The organism is Levilactobacillus yiduensis (assembly GCF_024718525.1).
GTDB classification, from domain to species: domain Bacteria; phylum Bacillota; class Bacilli; order Lactobacillales; family Lactobacillaceae; genus Levilactobacillus; species Levilactobacillus yiduensis.
This window is the reverse complement of sequence record NZ_JAMXAZ010000001.1, coordinates 1-19,953: the sequence shown is the minus strand read 5'-3', so window position 1 is coordinate 19,953 and position 19,953 is coordinate 1. Positions and strand designations below refer to the sequence as shown.

Below are 19,953 nucleotides of genomic sequence, written 5' to 3'. Positions count from 1 at the left end.
CGCAGGACTAGCCGTACAATGGCCAGTATGGGGGTGGGAAAATGCAAACGACGAATCGATTTGCGCGTTATCTGATTCACCTTGAAATCAGTTGGCAACACAACCGACAGATCATCGCGATTCGTCGGGCTTTGCGGCTGATTTTTCCACTGGTCTTGCTGGGAAGCTTGGCGGAGGTCATCAATGAAGCGTGGCTGCAGACCAATGGCTATTACTATCAAACGCTACACGTGGCCAAATGGGTGCTGCAACTACGGTTGGCGCGCGAATACCTGCGCCTGATCAGTGCGGGCACGCTGGGGTTAGTGGCAGTGTTCATGGCCTTTGCGGTCAGCTTCTACTTAGTAGTGCCAAGTACGCAACGGACGACTGACCGCTTAATGGCGGGAATCACGGCGGTAATCAGTCTGAAATTCTTTAACATCAGTCGGTCCTCTGTCCTGACGTCGCGGCCCATCAGTTGGCTGTCGACGGATCTGGGGCTAACGGGGGTGTTGCTGGGCATCTTGGTCGGCTTACTAGTCGGCAACACCTATCGCTGGTGTCTTGACCGGCAGCAAAATGACGAAGATCTAGGACTCACGTTGACGGTCACTAGCGGTTGGCTCCTTGGCACCGCCGCTCTGGGACTTCTGTGGATCAGCACACAGACGACTAGCATCAATACGATTTTTACCGGGATGCTCCGCGGGGCGTTTCGCTTGCCCCACCTGCTACTAGGCCTGGTCGGCTTTAGTGCGTTGTCCAGTCTCTATCAGTGGTTAGGGATGTTGGGGCCAATTACGATTGGTGGGCAGTCGATGGAATCAACGCAGAATCTAGCGGCGGTGCTCAATCACCACGGCTGGCAGTTGCCGCATCCCATCACGGTCCACACCATCGTTGATGTCTACGCCGAATTTGGCGGGAGCGGGATGCTGCTGGGCCTCTTGTTGGCCATTTTCATCGTCCGCGGTACGCAGCGTCAGCAGCGGGTAGGGTGGCTGAGCCTGGTACCTACACTGGGAAACGTGGGCGCGCCACTGATGGTTGGGTTGCCGGTTATCCTGAGTCCGTTGCTAGGGATTCCCTTTCTCTTAGCGCCGCTGGCGACCGTCAGCCTCAGTTGGTTGTGCGTCCGGCTTGCTTGGGTGCCCGCCGTTGCCTATCCTTTGGCGACTGGCGCACCGGGACCGCTGTTGGCCTACCTGGGAACCGGCGGCAACTGGGCGGCGCTCGCGTTAGCGCTGGTCGATTTGGCGCTGAGTACCGCGATCTACTACCCGTTTGTCAAATGGCAACAGATGGCACAACTGGAAGGGGGCGGCACAGATGAAGCGTAGCTGGCTAATTCTATTGGGCGTATTGCTGTTGCTGTGCGTGCCTGGCTTTCTCTGGCAGCCGCATCAAACCGCCACGGTCCGGGCCAATTACCGGAGCTATCTGGATCCCATCATCTTGGTGCCGGGCTCAAGTGCCACGCAAAATCGGTTCAACGCGCTGGTCAAGGAATTGAATCATGAGACGTCGCAGGCCCACAGCCTGTTGCGGGTGAAGGTCATGACAAATGGGACATTGACGTACAGTGGGACCCTGAAACCCAACGATGCGCATCCCTTTATCGTCGTGGGCTTTCAGAACCACCGCGATGGCTATCAAAATATTTTAAAACAAGCGAAGTGGTTCACGATTGCCTTCAAGAAACTTCAGGCAACCTACCACTTCAATCATTTCTCGGCGATGGGCCATTCCAACGGGGGCCTGATCCTCACGCTGTTCATGGAAGATGACCTGGCCGCGACCAAGGCCCATGCCGATCGGTTGATGACGATTGCCACGCCATTTAATCTGGAGGAGGCCGATGCAGATGTCGATACGCCGATGTTCAAACGCCTTGAGGCCGGTCGCAAACGCCTGCCGCGTGAGCTGGTCGTGTACTCGATTGCCGGCAGTAAGACCTACACCGGGGATGGCATCGTGCCGTTTGACAGCGTTAACCGCGGCAAGTATCTGTTCCAAGACCAGGTCAAGGGATTCACGCAAGTCACGGTGACCGGTGCCAACGCCAATCACGCGGATCTGCCGGAGAACCAACAGATCGTTAATCTGATTTGCCAGAACATCTTGTCCTAGGTGACTTAACCGTGAGTTTGTGAGCAATTGGGGGTGATTGTCGCCGATTCCTAGTCAAGAACGGTTTATTTCGTTCGCCGGGACGAGTAAACTAGGGATATAAGGAAATTCATGGAGGCTAACAACGAATGATCAAGATGATTGCGCTCGATTTAGATGAGACGTTACTCAATACGGATAAAACGATTAGTACCACGAACGCCGAGACCTTACGGCGGTTGCATGAGGCCGGCATCAAGGTGGTCTTGTGTACCGGCCGGCCCATCAATGCCATCTGGGGTTACCTGGAACAACTGGGATTGACCACGGCTGACGACTACACGATTACCTTCAACGGGGCCTTGGTGATTCAAAACACGACCAAGGAAGCTTTGGCCCAAAGTGGGTTGAGTCACGTCGACTTCAAGCCGCTACACGCCTTTGCTCAGGAACACGGTTACCCGCTAGACGTCTTGGATTTTGAGCAGGTCTACCCCTTGGCGGACCTGACGCCTTCGGTCTATCAACAGATGTTGAAGGCACCCATGACCTTTACGCCGACAAACTTCGCTGATTTACCCGATCATCTCTTCAGTAAGGCTGTCATGGCCACTGATCCGGCGACGTTGGACGCCGCAGTCGCCGCGCTCACGCCGGAGATGCACGCGCAATATCACGTGGTCCGCTCACAACCCAAGATTTTGGAATTCTTGGCGGCTGATATGGACAAGGCCGTTGGCTTAGGCCAATTGTTGACGCATTTCGGCTGGGACTTCAGTAACCTGATGGCCTTTGGCGATGCGGAAAATGATTTGGGGATGATTAAGGCCGCCGGCGATGGTGTGGCCATGTTAAATGGTCAACCCGCAGTCAAGGCAGCCGCCAATCACATTACACCAAAAGTCAATAATGAGGCAGGCGTTGCGTCATACCTGCAACAAACGTTCCCTGAACTCTTACGTTAAGGGCGTGCAGGCTTGCTATTTTGGTAATGTCATGGCAGTATTAAATGTGTATAGGATAAATCTTAAGGAGGATTATGGCATGAAACGTTTGATGGTTAAACTCGGGTTAGTCGTATTGGCAGCAGGGACCTTAGGGGGCATTGCGACGCCGAGTGTGGCTAGCGCTAGCACCAAGAAGGCGCCAACCTTTACGAACACTGATTTGAAGCGTTACTACAAGAATGCAAAGTCCAAGACAGCCTTTTATTTCAAGACCTATAAGTCCAATGGCAAAACGGGGACATTATTGATCTTTGGTGATTTTAATGGTACCAATGCGAACGTCAAGTACGGGGTACCAACTTCCATTAAGCTTAGCGCGAACAAGAAGACGCTGACGACCAAGTACAAGCTGATCGAATTCAAGACGGCTAGCAACAAGACGACCACGTCGCTGACCAAGAAGTCATACACCTTTAAGCTGACCAAGAAATCCAGCACGACCTTCAGTACCAAGGTGACCGGCAAGAAGTTGAACCGGCGTCTGGCAACGACTGGCTCGTCTTACACGTATTCCAAGGTCAAGAAGAGCCCAGCTTCCGCGTACGCCAAGAAGTACGTCAAGCCAGCCCTGCAAAAGAAGTACACCACGCTGTTTAACAGTTCGACCACATTGACCGCTGCGCAAAAGAAACAGTACGCAACGCAATACACGAACAACGCGGTCAAGACCATGATCAACAACTTTAACTACAAGGCATAATCGGTTAGAACGCAAAAACGCTGTCCCGCAATTAAGCAGGACGGCGTTTTTTTGATTAAACCATCTTAACTTCAGCCATCAGTTGGGCGATCGTGATGCCTTTAAGGTACGCAATCGCCTGTGATTCAGCATCGCCTAGAATATTTTCGAGAGCGTCTTGGAAGCCGGCGACGTCAAGGCGTTCCTCGCCCTCGGGGTAGTCGAATTCGACCTTGTCTTTCTTGGGGACAGCGTCTGCGCCAACGGCCAAATAGATGTCGGCCAGCGTGATTTCCGCCGGGGACTTCTCCAGATAGTAGCCGCCGTCGCGACCGCCCTTAGAGGCAATAATGTCAGCCTTGGCCAGCGAGGTCATGATGCGGCGGACAAAGGTGGCGTGAGTCTTGACGCGGTTGGCAATCAGTGAACTACTGATGATGCCGCCGCTTTTACCCAGCCACACGACCGCTTGAATGGCGGTTCGCAAGCGTGGTGGGCCAATGTGAATATGACGAGTTGTCATGGGGATTCGCTCCTTCGTGTGTCTAACCGCAGTATACGAGAACCTGAGCGAATATGCAATGATTTTAGGCACAATTAAGCGTTCTGAACATAGGCATTGATTCGGTCGAGTTCCTTCTTGTAAACGCTCTTCATCCGCATAGGCGAGATAAATTTTTCCATCGCACCGATGACGCCGCTTTGGCCGTCCCACTGGGAAGAGATGGTGACCATACTTTGTTCGCCCTGGTCAGTCACCGTGTAGGTCGTCACGAGACCAGAGTCGTTAGTATCGGTCCAAACTAAGGTGTGACCCGGTTCTGGTTCAGTCACGACCATCCGAAAGGCAATGGCCCCACCCGCGAAGTCAATCTTGAAGCTGACGACCGCGCCGGCTCCCTGAATATCATTTTCGACTTTGAAATCGTAAAATGGTTTGTCTTGGAAGGTGGCATGCAATTGCGGGGTGGCGAGCAGGGTGTAGACTTTAGCAGCAGGGGCGTTGACAGTAGCGGAAGCTTGGGCAATGATTTGATTAGACATAAGATTATCTCCTTAGATGGGTTGGGTTATTTAGCGGTGTTGGCAGGACGCTTGAAGAAGGTCAGGGTCTGTTGCGTGGCGAACTTAAAGTAGGCGCGGTAGAGTTGGCCGATGGCGCGAACGGGACTGACGTTGTGAGCAATCGGTAGGTCCGCTTTGATGGCGACAGTCAGATGAGGTGCGGTGAAATTAAATTTGTGTTCAGTCATAATATTACCTCCGGGTTATATGCAACTTTTAAAAGCACATTTAGAAATCACTAACTGCAACTTCTATAAGCACAGTATAACACAGCTATTTTTAAATGCAACAATTTTAAGCACATATTAGCAAATTTTTTTGATAGGCGTCAGGAGGGGGGGCTACGGCAACTAAAAAACGCTGTCTCCAGAAGCGAGGACAGCGTTTCAATGGTGCGATAGGTTACTTGTTATTCTTGAACAACGTGGTCAGGTAGTCCATGAAGACCTTGAGGTAACGGTCCTTGTCGACCATGACGGAAACCTTGACGTTCGTCGGTTCGTTCAGGCGGTTGTCATCGCCAATCGTCCGGCCGTAAGTTTCCTTGTTGTAGTTGACGACCATGTTCAGGTCGATCGTTGTGACAAAGCTAGGGTCCAAAGCAACCCCAACAGCCAGTGGATCATGTAGCGCACAGCCACCCAGGTTGTCGTTGAATTGCTTGTAGGCTTCGATGTAGTAGTCCACGATGTCGGCAAATTTTTCACCGGCAACGGTCCCGAGGTCACGCCATTGTTGGGTTTCCTTCTTCGTTAAGAGGGTCCGCAGCGTGACGTCCAGGCCAACCATCGTTGAGTGCAGTGGGCTAGTCAACACGGCGTTGGCAGCTTCAGCATCTTGGTTGATGTTGGCTTCGGCAAATGGGGTGACGTTCCCAGGCATGGTCAACGCCCCACCCATGAAGGTCATGTTGCCAATTTCGTTGGCGATTTCTGGGGCCTTCTTCAAGGCAGCGGCCAAGTTCGTCATTGGACCAGTTGGGACCAACGTCAAGTCTTTCCCATATTTGTGGGCGGCTTCGATTAAGAAATCAACACCGGATTCCTTTTCGATGGCGCGGGTTGGTTCTGGCAGTTCAACTTCACCAATACCGTTTTGACCGTGAATATTTGCACTAACTTCCATGCGGTCGAAGTGATCAGAGGTTGAGGAATGACTTTCACCTAAGTATACAGGGATGTCGGTGTGACCCAACAGTTCCAAAATCTTCAGGGCGTTCTTGCCGCCTTCTTCAACGACAACGTTGCCGTATGAGCCAACGATCCCAATTAAGTCAACATCAGGTGCACCTAATGCGTAAGCGATTGCAAGAGAATCATCGATCCCAGTATCTAAGTCCAAAATCATTTTACGTTTTGCCATGATAAGCGTATCTCCCCTTTGAGTAAAGTTTTAGGTTAAATCCATCTTTAACTATAATGTAACTGGTTACATTTAGCAAGCTCACGCCGTCACCAAGTTGAAGCAAAACCCGGTTCAGGGTAAAATGAAGAAGCCAACTGACCGGTAAAATTTGCCCGTCACGAGGTCGATGGAAAGGCTTGAGTAAAGCGTTTTACGCACTATCTAATCAACGTTTGAACCGCTTACAACGTTGCCAAATAGCACCAATCAAAATTTTTTAAATTTTTTTAGCGTACCGCCGGAATACGGTGGATATAGAGGGGGGCCAGCCATGGCCAAGAATGTTCGTAAGTTAGAAAAGAAACGTTTCGAGTATCACAACCATTTGCTGGATGATGCGACCAAGGAAATAAATGAGTGGACCGGCGAGAATAAGGTGGTGGAGATCCACCTGTTCCAAATGTTCTCGGAGGTCTTCAAACACCACGACGTTGACGATGCCGAGGCGCTGTTCATCGTCGGCACCCGCGAAACCACGCCCTCACTGGAAGCCGTCTCGGCGGCCCCGGTCAAGCCGTGGTTGTTCTCCCGGGTCTTCGCGTTGTTGGGCGCCAGCTTCGTCTTACTGGCGATGCTGTTCCTGGTCTTTCGTAGCAATAACGCCGTGCCTGGCATGATCTTCATTGGGTCGCTGACCGTGCCATTTGCGCTACTGATCATGTTCTTTGAAATCAATGTCTTCCGTAATATCTCAGTCTATCAATTGATGACGGTCTTTCTGGTCGGTGGCATCCTATCATTGATAGCGACGATGATTCTCTATTCACTGATTCCGTCTGGCAATGGGACCTCGTGGGAGTCGGCACTGATTGTCGGCTTCATTGAGGAGACCGCCAAGATGCTGGTGATTGCCTACTTCATCAACCGGTTCCACCTGAATTATATTTTTAACGGCCTGTTGGTGGGGGCGGCCATCGGAGCGGGCTTTGCCGTATTTGAAACGGCGGGGTACACCGGCCAGTACGGGTTGGTCACGCTGCTGATGCGCAGTTGGCAAGCCATCGGCACCCACACGATTTGGTCAGCCATCATGGGCGCCGCCATCATCCTGGCCAAGGAGCGCCATCAACCGGTGACCGGGAGTAATATGGTTGCGCCGAAATTTCTACGGTTCTATCTGCTGGCCATCGCGCTCCACGCCATCTGGGATTGGAACGCGCCGTTTGCTTTATTAGATATCTTATACCTGCAGCAGTGGGTCCTGATCGCCGTGGGCTGGGTCGCCATCTTCGTGTTGATCAACGCTGGTCTGCGTGAGGCCCGCACGCTACAGGGACAGCGCATTTTAAAGGCAACTCAGCTCGGCGGATAGAGATAGCGCATCAAACGTGCGTCCAGCGCCGGGTTTTCGTGGAGCAGTGAGTGTTGCGTGTCCCAGACGGGTCCGGTGATGGTGCCAAATTGATACCGGCCCACATGTCCCGCGACCAACCGGCGTAACGGCGTCACGGTGTTGGCGGGCACCTCGCTGTCGTTTTTGGTGTAGCCAATCACGCCGGTCAGGTTTAGAATTTGCAATTGCGGGTAGTGGTCACGCAGACTGGTATTCGGAAAGTCGGCGCCAATCATCGCAATCCGCCGCACCGTAACTGGCGCTGGCGCATGGTCGGCCAGGTAGTCATAGGCAATGGTGCCGCCCGAAGAATGACCGACCAGATTGACGCGGGTCACGCCGTAGCGGCGATGCAGCTGGGTCAAAACGGTCGTCAGTTGGCGGGCCTGCTTTTGTGGGTGTGTATTGTCGGCGAAAATGACCGGTACCAACGGATTGTTGGCGGCCACAGACCGTCGTTGTTGCCAATGCACTTGTCCGGTCCAAGAGACGTGGGCGGTCAAGTCAAAGGTGCCCAGATGTGGGCGGTCCAGGCTGGTCACCATACTACGTAGAGACAGCCACGCGCCGTGAGATCCCGGCAAGAAAAGAGTAGCCGTTCGCGTTTGCGGCACGCGCACGGTCGTCAAGACGGCCCAGCGGTGGTTCCACCAGAGCGTTAGGCCGCCCAGTACCAATAAGCTAGTTAGTAAAACGGTGAGTCCCCGTTGATGCTTCATGGTGACCACCTCCTTAAGAAATGGAGTAATGATAATGACAGAAACGTATGATATCACGATTATTGGTGGCGGCCCGGCCGGGATGTTCGCGGCCTTTTACGCCGGCATGCACAATGCCAAGACCCAGTTGGTTGAAAGCCTCGCCGAACTGGGCGGCCAGGTCAACGCCTTGTACCCAGAAAAAACGATTCTGGACGTGGCCGGATTTCCAGCCGTCAGTGGGCGCGAGTTGATTGCCAATCAGCGCCGCCAACTGGACCAGTTCCCGTTGACCATCAAGACGGGCCAAGCGGTCACCAACGTTGCGGCGACCGACGATGGCTTTACCATCACCACGGCGGCCGGCACCACCCAGACCAAGGCCGTCATCATTGCGGTCGGTAACGGGGCCTTCACACCGCGGAAATTAAACGTGGCCAACGCCGCCGACTTTGAAGGCCAGCACCTGTTTTACAGTGCGCGCGACCTAGACCATTTCCGTGGTCATGACGTCATGGTCGCCGGGGGTGGGGACGCCGCCATCGACCAGGCATTGATGCTGGAAAAGGTGGCAAAGTCAGTCACGCTGTTACACCGCCGCGACCAGTTCCGAGGACTAGCCCACATGGTCGATTTGCTACGGGCCTCCACGGTGACTGTGCAAACGCCATACTTGATCCGCGACCTGCAAGCGACGGCCGATGACCGGCTTGACGTGACCTTGAAACAGGTCGGGTCACAAGATGATATGACGCACGCCACCGTTGACGATTTGGTCGTCAGCTACGGCTTCACGGCGGACCACCACGCGTTGGATGCTTGGGACGTGGACCTGGCGGAAGACCACCGGCTGATTGCGGTGGACTCGACCATGGCCACCAGTGTGCCCGGCATCTACGCGATTGGCGACGGTGTCATGTATCCCGGTAAACAACCGCTGATTGCGACGGGCTACGGTGAAGCACCAGTCGCAGTCCGCAGCATCATGACGCGCTACTTCCCAGACCGCCGCGGCCCGGTCCACAGCACCTCACTGTCCGACCAGCATTAGTTGGTGGTTGGTTGGGGCTGGCCGCTTGTCCGTTCGCAAAATCAGCGCTGGAACGCGGTGGCGGACAGGCCGAGCCAAAGTGCGGTCTCGACCTTCGCTTTGAGCCGAAGACCGCGTCTCAAAGACGCCGTTCCCTAATCGGCAAAAATCGCCGCTAAGGGAATCCCACGGCTGAGCGCTGATTTTACTTCACTCTCGGCTACAGTGGTTATCTACCAACTATGTTAGCTGAGGTCGGGTGAGACGCTGCAGCCGAGTAGTCACCAGTTCCATCTCTAACAATAGAAGATTTTCTCCCAAACGCAAAGAAGCTGCCCGGCCAATCGTTAAGATTGAACGGACAGCTTCTTTATTTGGTGTGGATGCCTTACCAAACGTGTAGGGTGCTTGCTAACTGATGAGACACCCGCAATTGGTTAACCTAAATTAGTGTATCTGTTAGTCACGAACGTAGCCGAGAGTGAAGCGAAATCTAGGCTCAGCCGGGGAATTTGGCAGCGGTCTTTGCTGGTAAATTGGTGACTTTGAGACGTGGTCTGCGGCTCAAAGCAAGGGCCGAGACCGGGCTTTGGCTCGGGCCGTCCTTCCCCAGCGTTCCAGCCTAGAGGTTCGCGCAACGGCAGGCGGCCAGTTCAGCACAGTGCTGCCAGATAACGCTAAGTCCCCCATAGCAGGCGGAACCCCTGGCAGCCGCAGGCGACGTCGGTGATCAATTTAGAAAATTACTTCCCACTAGTATCATCCTGGTTGGTAATCTTGATCCGGTTGGAATCGGTCGTCTTGTGGCCCAACTCAGGCGCATCCGTCTTGTAGAGCGACTGCGTGGACTTGTCTCCGTTGCGGGAGAACAAGCTGGTCGACTTCAAGCCTAACTTCTTCTCAAGCTTCTCTTCCTTCTCCAACCCATCGGAGTAATTGTAATCGGATGGGTCAACGGCCTTGAAGCCCTTGGGATGGTAGAAGCGCAACAGGTTCTTTTGGTTCAGTGAATCGGAATCATTGAGCCCCTGGTTGACGTGCTTTTGCATGGCGTCGATCAGCTTTTGCTGTTGCTTGGTGGGGTGAATCTCCTCTTGGGTCTTGTTGCTGTAAACGGTGCCGTCGATCGACGTGTACTCGGGGCTGACCCAATCGCGGTTCCGGAAAGCGACGACCGGGTTGTGGGCCTTGGAGAACAGGTCGGTCCCGAACTGAATGTACTTCTTGGTATTCATGCCCATCAGGTGCATCAACGTTGGCAGCACGTCGATTTCGCCGCCATAGGTGTGTTCGACCTTGCCCTTCTTGTAGCCAGGCATGTTGAACATCAGGGGTACCCGTTGGAGCTGGGCGTTGTCGTAATCGTTCCAGTCATCCGGGTCGACACCTAACAGCTTGGCCAGGCTCTTGTTGGAAGAGTTGGAAATGCCGTAGTGATCCCCGTAGATCATGACTAGTGAGTTCTTGGCCAGCCCAGATTTCTTCAGGTAGGCGTAGAATTCTTTCACGGATTGGTCCAGGTAGTGAGCGGTCTTGAAGTAGTTGTCGACCGTCTTGTCACCGGTATTGGGCGTCTTGAAGCTGGAGTCTTCGCTGTCCAGCGTGAACGGGAAGTGATTGGTGACGGTCAGGTATTTCACGTAAAATGGCTGCTGGAGATGCTGCAGGTATTTCACGGAATCATTGAACAACAGCTTATCCTTCAGGCCATAACCCAGCGACTTGTCACCGGACGTATCGTAGTAGCTGGCATCGAAGAAGTACTGGTACCCCAGGTTCTTGTAGGTGCTACTCCGGTTCCAGAAGCTGGCGACGTTGCCGTGGAAGACCGCGGTGCTGTAGCCGGCCTGGTCGAAGATGGCGGGAGCCGCCTGGAAGGTGTTGTCGTTACCCAGTTGGGTGAACAGCGAGCCCTGCGACAGGCCGTACGTCCCGGTCTCCAGCATGGTCTCGGCATCGGACGTCTTGCCTTGGCCGACTTCATGGAAGAAGTTGTCAAAGCTGTAGGTCGACTTGCTCTTGTACAGTTTGTTCAAGAACGGCGTGACCTCTTGGCCGTTGATCTTCTTATTGATCAGGAATTGTTGGAAGCTCTCCAGGTGAATGATGATGACGTTTTTACCCTTGGCCACGCCGTAGAGCTTCTTGTTCGGCGCGGCATAGTTTTTGTGCACGTATTTTAAAATCCCACTGAGCTCGGACTTCTTGGCGTGCGAGCGCAACTCGCTGGTGTGCTGCGACTTGATGCCGTCGTACACGGTGAAGGCGTCCAGCCCCAGGTATTTGACCACGTAGGTACGGTCGAAGGTCCGCGTTAACAGTTGTGGCCGGTCCATTTCGCCCATGGTCAGGTTGACCGTGAAGAGGAGTAGGGCGCTAGACGTGACGGCCAGCCCCACGCGCTTGTTCAACGGCCGCGGGTCGATGTAGATGCGCCGCGTGGCCATCAAGACCAGCACCACCACGAGGTCCAGCCAATACAGAATGTCGTGTGGCGAGGTCAGCGCCAGCGAACTGCCGGACAGGCCTTGGTCGACCTTGGAGTAGCCCAACACCGTACTGACGGTCATGAAGTCCGTGAACTCACGGAAGTAGATGACATTGATGTACAGCAGTAGGGTGTTTAAGATGTCGATCAGAAATAAAAACGGGTAGAAAAAGCGCGCCCGCTTAAAGTAAAGCGCCAGCCCGAAAAGCAGAATGGTCGTGGCCAGCGGGTTCAAGAGCAGGATCAGAAATTGAAACGGATCACTGAGTCCTAACTTGAAGTCGACAAAGTAAGCGACCAAAGTCTTCAGCCAGAACAGGACGACCATCAGGGTGACAAAGCCCATCCGGGTGCCGGTTCTGGCCCATATTTTTTTGAAACGTTCCAAGTTTTTTCGCTCCTTTATGTACGGTTAAAGTAGTCCCATTTTACCATAGAACCAGTGGGGTGTCGTGAGGCGACTCCGAACGCCCTGGATCGGTGGCGATGACTTTACTACTACTATATAATGACCCACTGAATGGCTAGGTGTGCGACTACGTATTTCACTAATGGTAGCAAACTTTCAGTCGGGTAACGCGTTTTGCCGCCAAGTTTAGGAAAACTTTAAGTCAGGCTGTAAAATTGTAACCGCTCTCGCAGTATCTTTGGTACACTAGAGGTATATTCAGATGAAAGGTGTGACTAGATTATGACGAAACAACTCACGCTGTACGTGGTCCGTCATGGGCAAACGTATTTTAACATCTACAATAAACTCCAAGGCTGGAGTAATTCGCCCCTGACCGAGGCCGGTATCGCGGATGCGGAAGGCGCTGGTAAACGGCTCCAGGACGTGCAATTTGCGGCGGCCTATTGCAGTGACACGACCCGCGCGGAACAGACGGCCAAGACCATCTTGGCGGCCAATCATTCCCAACCGGCGGCCCAATTGACGACGGCCTCCTTCTTCAGAGAAGAGTTCTACGGCTATTATGAAGGCACGGACATGGCCCAGGCCTGGTACGTCGCCGGGGCGCCGCATGGGGTACCAACGTTCAAGGCGATTGAAGAGAAATACTCGATTGGCAAGGCCAAGGACTTCTTGAAGGAAGCCGACCCGTTCCGTCAAGCCGAAAACAACGATGAATACTGGGCGCGCGTGGACCAAGGCTTTGACTTGATTCGCCACAACCCGGACTTGAACGACGGCGACAACGTCTTGATGATCAGTCACGGCAACACGCTGCTGAGCCTGATGGAACGCTATGGTCAAGGCAAGTACGACCTCAGTGTTCGGCCAGCCAATGGCAGTGTCACAAAATTATTATTAACGCCTGATGATATTCAGGTTTTAAGCTACAACCAAAAAGATTAAGCGAGGATGGTTTGATGGAAATTAGAATGGCTTGGGGTAAATTAAATCCGGTATTTAAGGATGCCCTGCAGATGCGTAAGGATGTTTTTATTGAAGAGCAGGGGATTGACCCGAAGGTAGAGCTGGACGGGACCGACGAAGATAAGATGCACTACGTTGGGTATATTGATGACGAACCCGTCACGACGGCCAGAATCGACATGCTCGCCGGCAACCGCGTGAAGATCCAACGCGTCGCCACGGTCGCTGACCAACGCAAGCACGGCTACGCAGCGGAATTGATCAAGCAAATCATCAAGGACGCCAAGAAATCAGACGTGGCCCACGTCGAGCTGGATGCCCAGCTAACGGCCATGGATTTCTACAAAGAACTCGGCTTTGAACCCATCGGCGACCCGTTTGAAGAAGCTGGCATTCAGCATCAGACGGTGCGGTATGCGGGGAAATAGGGTAACACAATGGGCGTCTAATCAGGTTAACTGATTGGGCGTTTTTATTTAGTGCATGATTTAAAATTACTGTTGCCAATGATTTTGCTTGCTAAAGATGCCACCTACTCAGTTGTTGAGGAGGTGGTTTTTTTGTGCCGGCAGGGCTACTTGGAAGAATCGAGAGATGAGAAATTGCCGTTCTGTAGATCCTTTTGAAATTGTTCGCGTTGAAAGTCGATAAAGAGCTTAGTGGCGAAGCGATAGGAGAAAGGTAAGTCGTCGAGCCTAATTGACGTGAGCTGGTCTTTGACCAAAGCAGGTTCAATCAGGTCATCTGTCCGGCCCAAGAGGTAGTCGGCGGGGACATTGAAGAAGTTGGCAAGGCTAATCACTTCATCACTGGAGACCTTGCGCGTGCCGTTTTCAATTCGACTCATGGTGGACTTGTCTAAGCCAATCTCAGCAGCTAACTTACCTTGCGTAATATTTAGGGCCTCTCGGAGGTCGGTGACCCGTTCGGCTAGTGTTTTGCTCATAGTGTAGTACCTCTCTTTCTGTTTTCACAACACAGTATACTTAAGTTTCAGTTTTCGATATGGTATATCTCTAAAACTGATAATAATCTTATTGACGTTGCTAAAATAGAGAAGTAAACTTAACATTGTGAAATGCCAATTTACGCAACTAAGTCTGCCGGGCTGATTTGGGATTATGAGGTGAGTTCTTAAGATTTAGTGCGGTGATGAGTTGGATTTGTGGCGTTCACAGGTTTTACATATTGTGGCTGGGCGATACTAGCTCATGGTGGATAGTCAAGGGAGGACTTTAAAGTGACGAATACTTATTCTGATGAATATTTAGTTTCCATGGATGCCGATAGTAAGCACTATGATAATCGTGTGGTCCGTTTTCGGTATTCATTGACGATTGAAAAGAAAAACCAGCAGTTGAACTGGATTACAGAGGCTGCTGATGGCTTTAAACGCTATCGAAATTAAATGTCAACTCATCTCAGAACCTGGAGGTAATATCAATGCAAAAAGTCAATGTCGTCAAAGCCGTATCACTGTTGTCTGTCGCTTTGTTTTTAGGCGGTGCTGCTACAGTCGACAATGCTTCGGCTAAGGCTGTTAAGACCACGAATTTCCGTGTCACCAAGATCACCAAGAACACGCATTATAAGAAGAGCACCTTCACCAAGAAGGCGCCTAAGAAGGGTATTGCGCTTTATTCCAGCCGGTATCTGACGAAGCACGTGACGACTAAGAAGACGCATGTGTTCTACTCTACCCAAAGTGTTCGAGTCAAGAAGTCTACGGGCAAGAGCGCCACTTATCGTTATGTCACCAACAAGAAGGGCACCGTCAAGGGGTGGATTTGGTCAGGCCGTTTAACCGGTAAGCAGGGCAAGACGACCAGCGTGTCTAACAAGGTAACGAAAGCACCAACGACTAATGTAAAAATTGCCAAGAAGACTACGGTAACACCATTGAAGAAGACTTCTTCAGACCCAGTTTACAAGAAGGATGCCGTAAAGGTAAATATTATTTCTGACCGTGTATCTAACTCTAACTTCATGGGACTTAAAAATGTTGCCACTTATCGTGATAAGATTAACCAGTGGGGTACTATGCTGAAGAATCATCCCTCTGCTTGGGATGCTTGGGGCAAAAAGAATAAGTATACACATGAACAAATCCATCGTTTGGTAGACCAAGTTTATACTGAAGAGTATCAATGGTACACCTATGATCTTAAGGTAACGTTTGCTGGGGGGCATACTAGCGGATTAGTAACTCAAAAGACAATTGATGAAGGTATTGATTATGTGGATACTTGGATGAGTCGTGCTAATTGTTAAATTTAGTATGCGAAAATACCAATCCTTAACTGGGTTGGTATTTTTTATGTCCTTTTGCAGGTTAATCTGACCAATATTGTCACCTGTAAACCAATCTTGCTTTTTGGTGTTAATCTGTACCACAAGATACCAGCCTCAAGTCAATTCTTGTATACGGAATAATTCGGTTACATAATCCAATCAGGAAGGTGTCGAGAGGTATGGCAATTATACAGAAGAGAAAGTTGGTGGGGTTGACGACAGTTGGTTTACTATCGTTGACTCTGGGGGGTACGGGATTAATTGCACCTAGTGTACTTTGTCCACCCGCTGTTGCAGAAGCAGCTTTGCGAACCCAAACGGTAGCAGAAGCAAAGGCTGACTTGCAGAAGACTGTGGATTCTATGAAGGTTATTGCTGAGAAAAATCCCGCAAACGCAGAATTGCAGACACTGTATAAGAATGCAACTAAGGCGTTGAAAGATAGCAAAGTAACTGTTGATGATTTGCAGTCTTATAGTTTAGCACTTAGCCAATACTTTGAAGGTTATAATCTTGACGGGTCTAAGAAGAATGAAGACCCCAGTAAAGATGAAGAAGCTATCGAAGCTGGCGATAATCATGGTGGGGATGGGGTAGAAGATACAGATAATACTGGTTCATCTGACCCTATCACTGATACTCAAGATGCCCATGAGTATGAAGAGTCTACAGCTAATGTAGATAATAGTGGGAGTGACTCAAATGCCATTAGTAATGCTACTAATAATTCTTCTCACAGTTCTAATGCAAGTTCTGCCACTGAAAATTTTTCTTCAACGAAACCAAATAGTCATAGTGCCAGTGCATTTAGTGAACAACAGGTGAATGCACTAGGTAACTCTGGTAGTAGTTCTAGTTCTACAAGTTCTACAGCAGTTTCACCTACTAAGACGAATTCTAAAAAGAGTAACTTACCAGGTACTGGTGAAGATTCACATAATGTCGTCCTAATCTCAGTTATTGGGATTCTTAGTATCCTGGGTCTTGGGGGTACGGCATTGGCCTTGTGGCTTCGCCAGCGTAAACACGTAAATAACGAATAGGGGTGAACCTTAACATGAAATTATCTAAGTCTTTCAAGTATTCTTTATTATCATTACTAACATTAACTGCATTGGGGGTATCCCTAAACGCGTCTTCCACTACTGCTCACGCAGCAAATGGTAAACAGGAAGATTTTCCAACGGTAACATTTTCGCCCAAGGTGAATACTGGGGGTACAACTAAGATTACCAAGGTATCTGGTGGTAGCTATATAGGTAATAATGGTTTAGGCGGAGATCCAGTATTTTATTCACGAAAAGATCCTACGGTGTTCAAGTATACGTTTATTGGGAAAGACCCAAATTCTAAGAAGTATGTTGACATGAAAGTGAAATTGTATAGCATGTCTTCTAGGATTTCGTCGGTTGGCTACAAGAAAGCTCATGGTATATCAGTTAACATGAATGGTGGTGGCCGCGCTGGTCGTACTATGAAAGTTCAGTTATCTTTCTATTACCATGGAACGAATACAGCAGTTAAGTGGGATGATGATTCTATTGGTATTGCCTTTTCAGATTTGGAGCCTAAAAAGCTTGGAGCTGACGGAGTGGTTGCTAAATCTTTTGGCCAGTATGTGAAAAAAATATCTGCCATTGATAGTTGGAACCCGTACAGTAATTTGACGGGTAAACAGACTTTTTTGAATAATGCTGATGCTGATAATGGTTACTTTCATATGGATAAGGCCAAGAGTAACAGTTTTTGGAACTTCCCATTGTACTCCTCGTTGAAGAAGGGGTACGGTTACAACCCAGAAACTAAGAAGGTCGAAAAAGAAAAGTCTTCAGTTCGCCAGTATATTCACAGTTTCTGGACTTACCCAACTGCTCTGAACCGAGACTTGCGTGCAGGTTTGCATTATACTGGGGCAATTGCAGTTTACAAGGCTGCTTCTGGATCTAAGGATATATCGTTTTTGTTAGGTGGACACTCTCAAGGAAATGATGAATTTATTTTGTCTGATGCTAATATCAAGGTTTCTCCTAAGAAATCTAAGTCTTCCATCTCCAAATCCATCACCTACAACGGCAAGACCACCAAAGCCAATACGTTGAAGGACAAAGACGACCCCATGGTCTACAACATCAACGCGACCGTCTCGGCCAAGAAGGGGGCCTACATTACCGATGCCTTGCCTAAGCGGTTTACCGTCACGAAGATTTCTTCTGTCACCAACTTCTCGCATAATTCTGTGGCGGATGTCAATGCAACCCACCAGTTTAAGGCAACCCTGAAGAATGACAAGCTGGACGGCAAGAACAAGAAGGTCACCTTCCATATCACGGGGAACATGGGGGACTACATGACCAAGCACCCCAACGTGGACTTGAAATGGCCCGTTGGTATCAAAAACAGACCGCCAGCTTCTGCTAGCAGTCTGTGGTGCCGCCATTAATGGCGTTTGGCATTGTACTCTTCGGTGATAATTTTGTTGTGGAAGTTGGCAGACTCGATGATGACTTCGCGGGCACTGGTTCGCTTGCCCAGGTGCGGGTCGCGTTTGATTTCATTGTAGGCCATGAGGGTGCTGGTGGGCGCTTTGATTCCCCGTGAAGAGGTATAGAAGTTCATTCCTGACGGGTAATACTGGAGGCGACCACGTTTCACGATGGCTTTGGTTTGGTTGCCAACGTGCTTGGTCACGATAGGTGGATTACCTTCGAAATGGTCGACGCGGCTCAGTTCCGCTAAGGGGATGTCCGTCAGGTAACTGGTGAGGTAACGACCAATGTCATCGACGTCGTGCAGGGCCTTGGTCTTCGTGTAACCGTGAGGCCAGAGCTGAGTTAATTGCGTAGGGGTTAGGACGGTCACGCCTTTTAGGAGAAGATGGTAGTGCCAGACCGCACGACCGGATTTGAGCCGTCCTTGGGGTTCCGCAATCTTAATGTATTCGCAGTCAGGGTAGCGGCGCCGTAGCCGTTTCATGAAGCAATCGAAGTCGTGACTGATTTGTTTTGGATCCGTGACATCTTCGGCATAGGTCAGGGTGATGAACAGCTCATCACTAGCTCCCGAAAAGTTATTGTTGATCAGCCGCCGGAGCCGTTTGAAGCTGGCCTTGAGTGAAGCGAGATTTTGGGCACGGCTGTCATTGTGGGTATAGAATTTAACCTCACCGGTACTGAGGACCAGGTACTTGGCCTTGTTGAGGCGGCGAATGGTGGCACAGGTATTACGCCGGCGACAATACTGGACCTCAGTAATCTGCTGCATCCGCGTGACGCTGACCCGAGCGTTTGCGTCAATGGATTCGACTGGATGGATGATACGAATTTGCTTGGTTTCAGGCATGGTAGTCACCTCCCCACATGGTGCGAGCGGTGAGAAGTTTGGTGTTAATCAAGTTAAATGGAACTGAATTAGGGTGCTTCATAGTAGCAGCCTCCGAAGTTTAGATTTGTCGAAAATTTATATCCGGCTAATCCTGAGACGTAATCAGCTTTGGAAACACGCCACTAGGGTGGACATTCATGAGCAGGTGGCCAGCCCGAGCATCTAGGGTGCTTCTTGCGGTCATCAGCGTGACCAGCAGGAATTTGGTGCGAAAAAAAACACGCTACCACCGGCCTCTAGCCAGTGCGTAGCGTGTCGCATTTTTAACGTTCAGATAATTCATGAGGTGTTTACTGAACGGATGTCAATTTAATTAATCAGCGTCGTCAGCGGTATCAGTGGCTACCCGTGCGTAACCAACAGCGTGCCACCATGGGGCATGAACGGCTTCGCGAACGACCCCACGGTTTTGGGCATCGATCATCTTGCCTTTACCAATGTACATCCCAACGTGGGAAATGGAGTAGGCACTACCACCAAAGAAGACCAAATCACCCTTCTTGATGTTCTTGTAGCTAACGTGCTTGTAAGCATTGTATTGGGCTTGTGCAGTCCGTGGTAAGGTCACGCCAGCACCCTTCTTGTAGATGTAACCGGTAAAGCCGGAGCAATCAAATGCGGAAGGACCAGTAGCACCGTAAACGTAACGGGCACCTAAGTGAGACTTGGCAACCTTGTAGATTGACGTGAAGTCACTCTTAGTAGCGGCCGAAGCGGTCGTCGTGTTGCTAGCGTTAAAAGCGAAAAAGCCAACGAAAACTAAAGCACTTGCTGCGATTGTTTTAATAAATTTTTTCATCCTAATAAACACCCCTCATGAATTTTACAAGTTCTAGAATAGCAATGTAATATGACAAACATGTAACAAGCCAGTTTCAGAGCTGTTAAATGTCTTAAACAAATCATTACTTTTGACCAGAAGACCGTAATTGGGGGGTATAATTTGCAAGTATCTCACATAATTGGTAACTTAGTTTACATAAGCGGTAGCGTCAAGAATCTTGTGTAAACGAAATGCCTTCGTACATATAATATGTATCTAACTTAAATAAATGATGCTTCCAAGGTGTCCTGGAGTCCTTTGAACCCTCGGTGGATCCGCTTCAG

The 19,953-nt window shown here is 50.6% G+C and carries 21 protein-coding genes; 12 read left to right on the top strand and 9 right to left on the bottom strand.

Features of this window, described 5'->3' with window-relative positions:
- Positions 1-41: 41 nt before the first annotated feature.
- The 4 genes from NGM66_RS00105 (at position 42) to NGM66_RS00090 (ending at position 3,798) form a co-directional block, all read left to right on the top strand.
- The gene (locus NGM66_RS00105; protein ID WP_208909000.1) at positions 42-1,322 is read left to right on the top strand and encodes a PTS transporter subunit EIIC; all 1,281 of its coding nucleotides are present in this window, start codon (positions 42-44) and stop codon (positions 1,320-1,322) included.
- The gene (locus NGM66_RS00100; RefSeq protein WP_208909002.1) at positions 1,312-2,112 is read left to right on the top strand and encodes an alpha/beta hydrolase; all 801 of its coding nucleotides are present in this window, start codon (positions 1,312-1,314) and stop codon (positions 2,110-2,112) included. The genes NGM66_RS00105 and NGM66_RS00100 overlap by 11 nt, the downstream gene beginning before the upstream one ends.
- Before the next feature lie 128 nt (positions 2,113-2,240).
- Positions 2,241-3,056 (top strand): Cof-type HAD-IIB family hydrolase, encoded by an 816-nt coding sequence (locus NGM66_RS00095; RefSeq protein ID WP_208909004.1) that lies wholly within the window; start codon positions 2,241-2,243, stop codon positions 3,054-3,056.
- Between the two features lie 79 nt (positions 3,057-3,135).
- Complete coding sequence (locus tag NGM66_RS00090) at positions 3,136-3,798, top strand: hypothetical protein (RefSeq protein WP_208909006.1); 663 nt, start codon at positions 3,136-3,138, stop codon at positions 3,796-3,798.
- 55 nt (positions 3,799-3,853) lie between these two features.
- Here the strand turns inward: NGM66_RS00090 and NGM66_RS00085 are convergent, their stop codons facing one another.
- The 4 genes from NGM66_RS00085 to NGM66_RS00070 all read right to left on the bottom strand — a co-directional run bounded on the left by NGM66_RS00085 (position 3,854) and on the right by NGM66_RS00070 (position 6,204).
- A complete protein-coding gene (locus NGM66_RS00085; protein WP_209280002.1) occupies positions 3,854-4,300 on the bottom strand; it encodes an RrF2 family transcriptional regulator in 447 nt (148 codons plus the stop codon).
- A 74-nt stretch (positions 4,301-4,374) separates the two neighbouring features.
- Positions 4,375-4,821 (bottom strand): SRPBCC family protein, encoded by a 447-nt coding sequence (locus NGM66_RS00080; RefSeq protein WP_208909008.1) that lies wholly within the window; start codon positions 4,819-4,821, stop codon positions 4,375-4,377.
- Positions 4,822-4,847: 26 nt separating this feature from the next.
- The gene (locus NGM66_RS00075; protein WP_208909010.1) at positions 4,848-5,030 is read right to left on the bottom strand and encodes a hypothetical protein; all 183 of its coding nucleotides are present in this window, start codon (positions 5,028-5,030) and stop codon (positions 4,848-4,850) included.
- Between the two features lie 214 nt (positions 5,031-5,244).
- Positions 5,245-6,204, bottom strand: a complete 960-nt coding sequence (locus NGM66_RS00070) for a nucleoside hydrolase (RefSeq protein WP_125577762.1) — start codon at positions 6,202-6,204, stop codon at positions 5,245-5,247.
- A gap of 313 nt (positions 6,205-6,517) precedes the next feature.
- Between NGM66_RS00070 and NGM66_RS00065 the strand changes: the two genes are divergently transcribed.
- Positions 6,518-7,558 carry a PrsW family intramembrane metalloprotease gene (locus NGM66_RS00065; protein WP_208909012.1) on the top strand — a complete coding sequence of 347 codons (1,041 nt, stop codon included), beginning with the start codon at positions 6,518-6,520 and terminating at the stop codon, positions 7,556-7,558.
- On the opposite strand, the gene NGM66_RS00060 is transcribed toward NGM66_RS00065, so the two are convergent.
- Positions 7,543-8,298: an alpha/beta fold hydrolase gene (locus NGM66_RS00060; RefSeq protein ID WP_208909021.1), complete on the bottom strand. Its 756-nt coding sequence runs from the start codon at positions 8,296-8,298 to the stop codon at positions 7,543-7,545. The genes NGM66_RS00065 and NGM66_RS00060 overlap by 16 nt on opposite strands.
- A gap of 34 nt (positions 8,299-8,332) precedes the next feature.
- On the opposite strand from NGM66_RS00060, the gene NGM66_RS00055 reads away from it, so the two are divergent.
- Positions 8,333-9,328: an NAD(P)/FAD-dependent oxidoreductase gene (locus NGM66_RS00055; RefSeq protein WP_208909023.1), complete on the top strand. Its 996-nt coding sequence runs from the start codon at positions 8,333-8,335 to the stop codon at positions 9,326-9,328.
- Positions 9,329-10,050: 722 nt separating this feature from the next.
- On the opposite strand, the gene NGM66_RS00050 is transcribed toward NGM66_RS00055, so the two are convergent.
- Positions 10,051-12,141, bottom strand: coding sequence for an LTA synthase family protein (locus NGM66_RS00050; RefSeq protein WP_208910999.1), 2,091 nt, complete (start codon positions 12,139-12,141; stop codon positions 10,051-10,053).
- 345 nt (positions 12,142-12,486) lie between these two features.
- Here NGM66_RS00050 and NGM66_RS00045 point away from each other — a divergent pair, with 345 nt between their 5' ends.
- Both NGM66_RS00045 and NGM66_RS00040 read left to right on the top strand, forming a co-directional pair.
- Positions 12,487-13,152: a histidine phosphatase family protein gene (locus tag NGM66_RS00045; protein WP_125577770.1), complete on the top strand. Its 666-nt coding sequence runs from the start codon at positions 12,487-12,489 to the stop codon at positions 13,150-13,152.
- 14 nt (positions 13,153-13,166) lie between these two features.
- Entirely contained in the window at positions 13,167-13,601 is a 435-nt protein-coding gene (locus NGM66_RS00040; RefSeq protein WP_208909032.1) for a GNAT family N-acetyltransferase, read from the top strand.
- Positions 13,602-13,747: 146 nt separating this feature from the next.
- Here the strand turns inward: NGM66_RS00040 and NGM66_RS00035 are convergent, their stop codons facing one another.
- Positions 13,748-14,119: a helix-turn-helix domain-containing protein gene (locus tag NGM66_RS00035; RefSeq protein WP_208909034.1), complete on the bottom strand. Its 372-nt coding sequence runs from the start codon at positions 14,117-14,119 to the stop codon at positions 13,748-13,750.
- Between the two features lie 294 nt (positions 14,120-14,413).
- On the opposite strand from NGM66_RS00035, the gene NGM66_RS00030 reads away from it, so the two are divergent.
- From NGM66_RS00030 to NGM66_RS00015, 4 genes are all read left to right on the top strand, one after another.
- Positions 14,414-14,581 (top strand): hypothetical protein, encoded by a 168-nt coding sequence (locus tag NGM66_RS00030; RefSeq protein ID WP_208909036.1) that lies wholly within the window; start codon positions 14,414-14,416, stop codon positions 14,579-14,581.
- 35 nt (positions 14,582-14,616) lie between these two features.
- Positions 14,617-15,444 (top strand): hypothetical protein, encoded by an 828-nt coding sequence (locus NGM66_RS00025; RefSeq protein WP_208909038.1) that lies wholly within the window; start codon positions 14,617-14,619, stop codon positions 15,442-15,444.
- 200 nt (positions 15,445-15,644) lie between these two features.
- Positions 15,645-16,508 (top strand): hypothetical protein, encoded by an 864-nt coding sequence (locus NGM66_RS00020; protein ID WP_208909040.1) that lies wholly within the window; start codon positions 15,645-15,647, stop codon positions 16,506-16,508.
- Between the two features lie 14 nt (positions 16,509-16,522).
- Entirely contained in the window at positions 16,523-17,905 is a 1,383-nt protein-coding gene (locus tag NGM66_RS00015; protein ID WP_208909042.1) for a hypothetical protein, read from the top strand.
- Here NGM66_RS00015 and NGM66_RS00010 read toward each other — a convergent pair.
- Both NGM66_RS00010 and NGM66_RS00005 read right to left on the bottom strand, forming a co-directional pair.
- Complete coding sequence (locus tag NGM66_RS00010; RefSeq protein ID WP_208909044.1) at positions 17,902-18,804, bottom strand: rolling circle replication-associated protein; 903 nt, start codon at positions 18,802-18,804, stop codon at positions 17,902-17,904. The two genes, NGM66_RS00015 and NGM66_RS00010, sit on opposite strands and share 4 nt — an antisense overlap.
- 355 nt (positions 18,805-19,159) lie before the next feature.
- Complete coding sequence (locus tag NGM66_RS00005) at positions 19,160-19,645, bottom strand: C40 family peptidase (protein WP_208909046.1); 486 nt, start codon at positions 19,643-19,645, stop codon at positions 19,160-19,162.
- Positions 19,646-19,953: the final 308 nt, after the last annotated feature.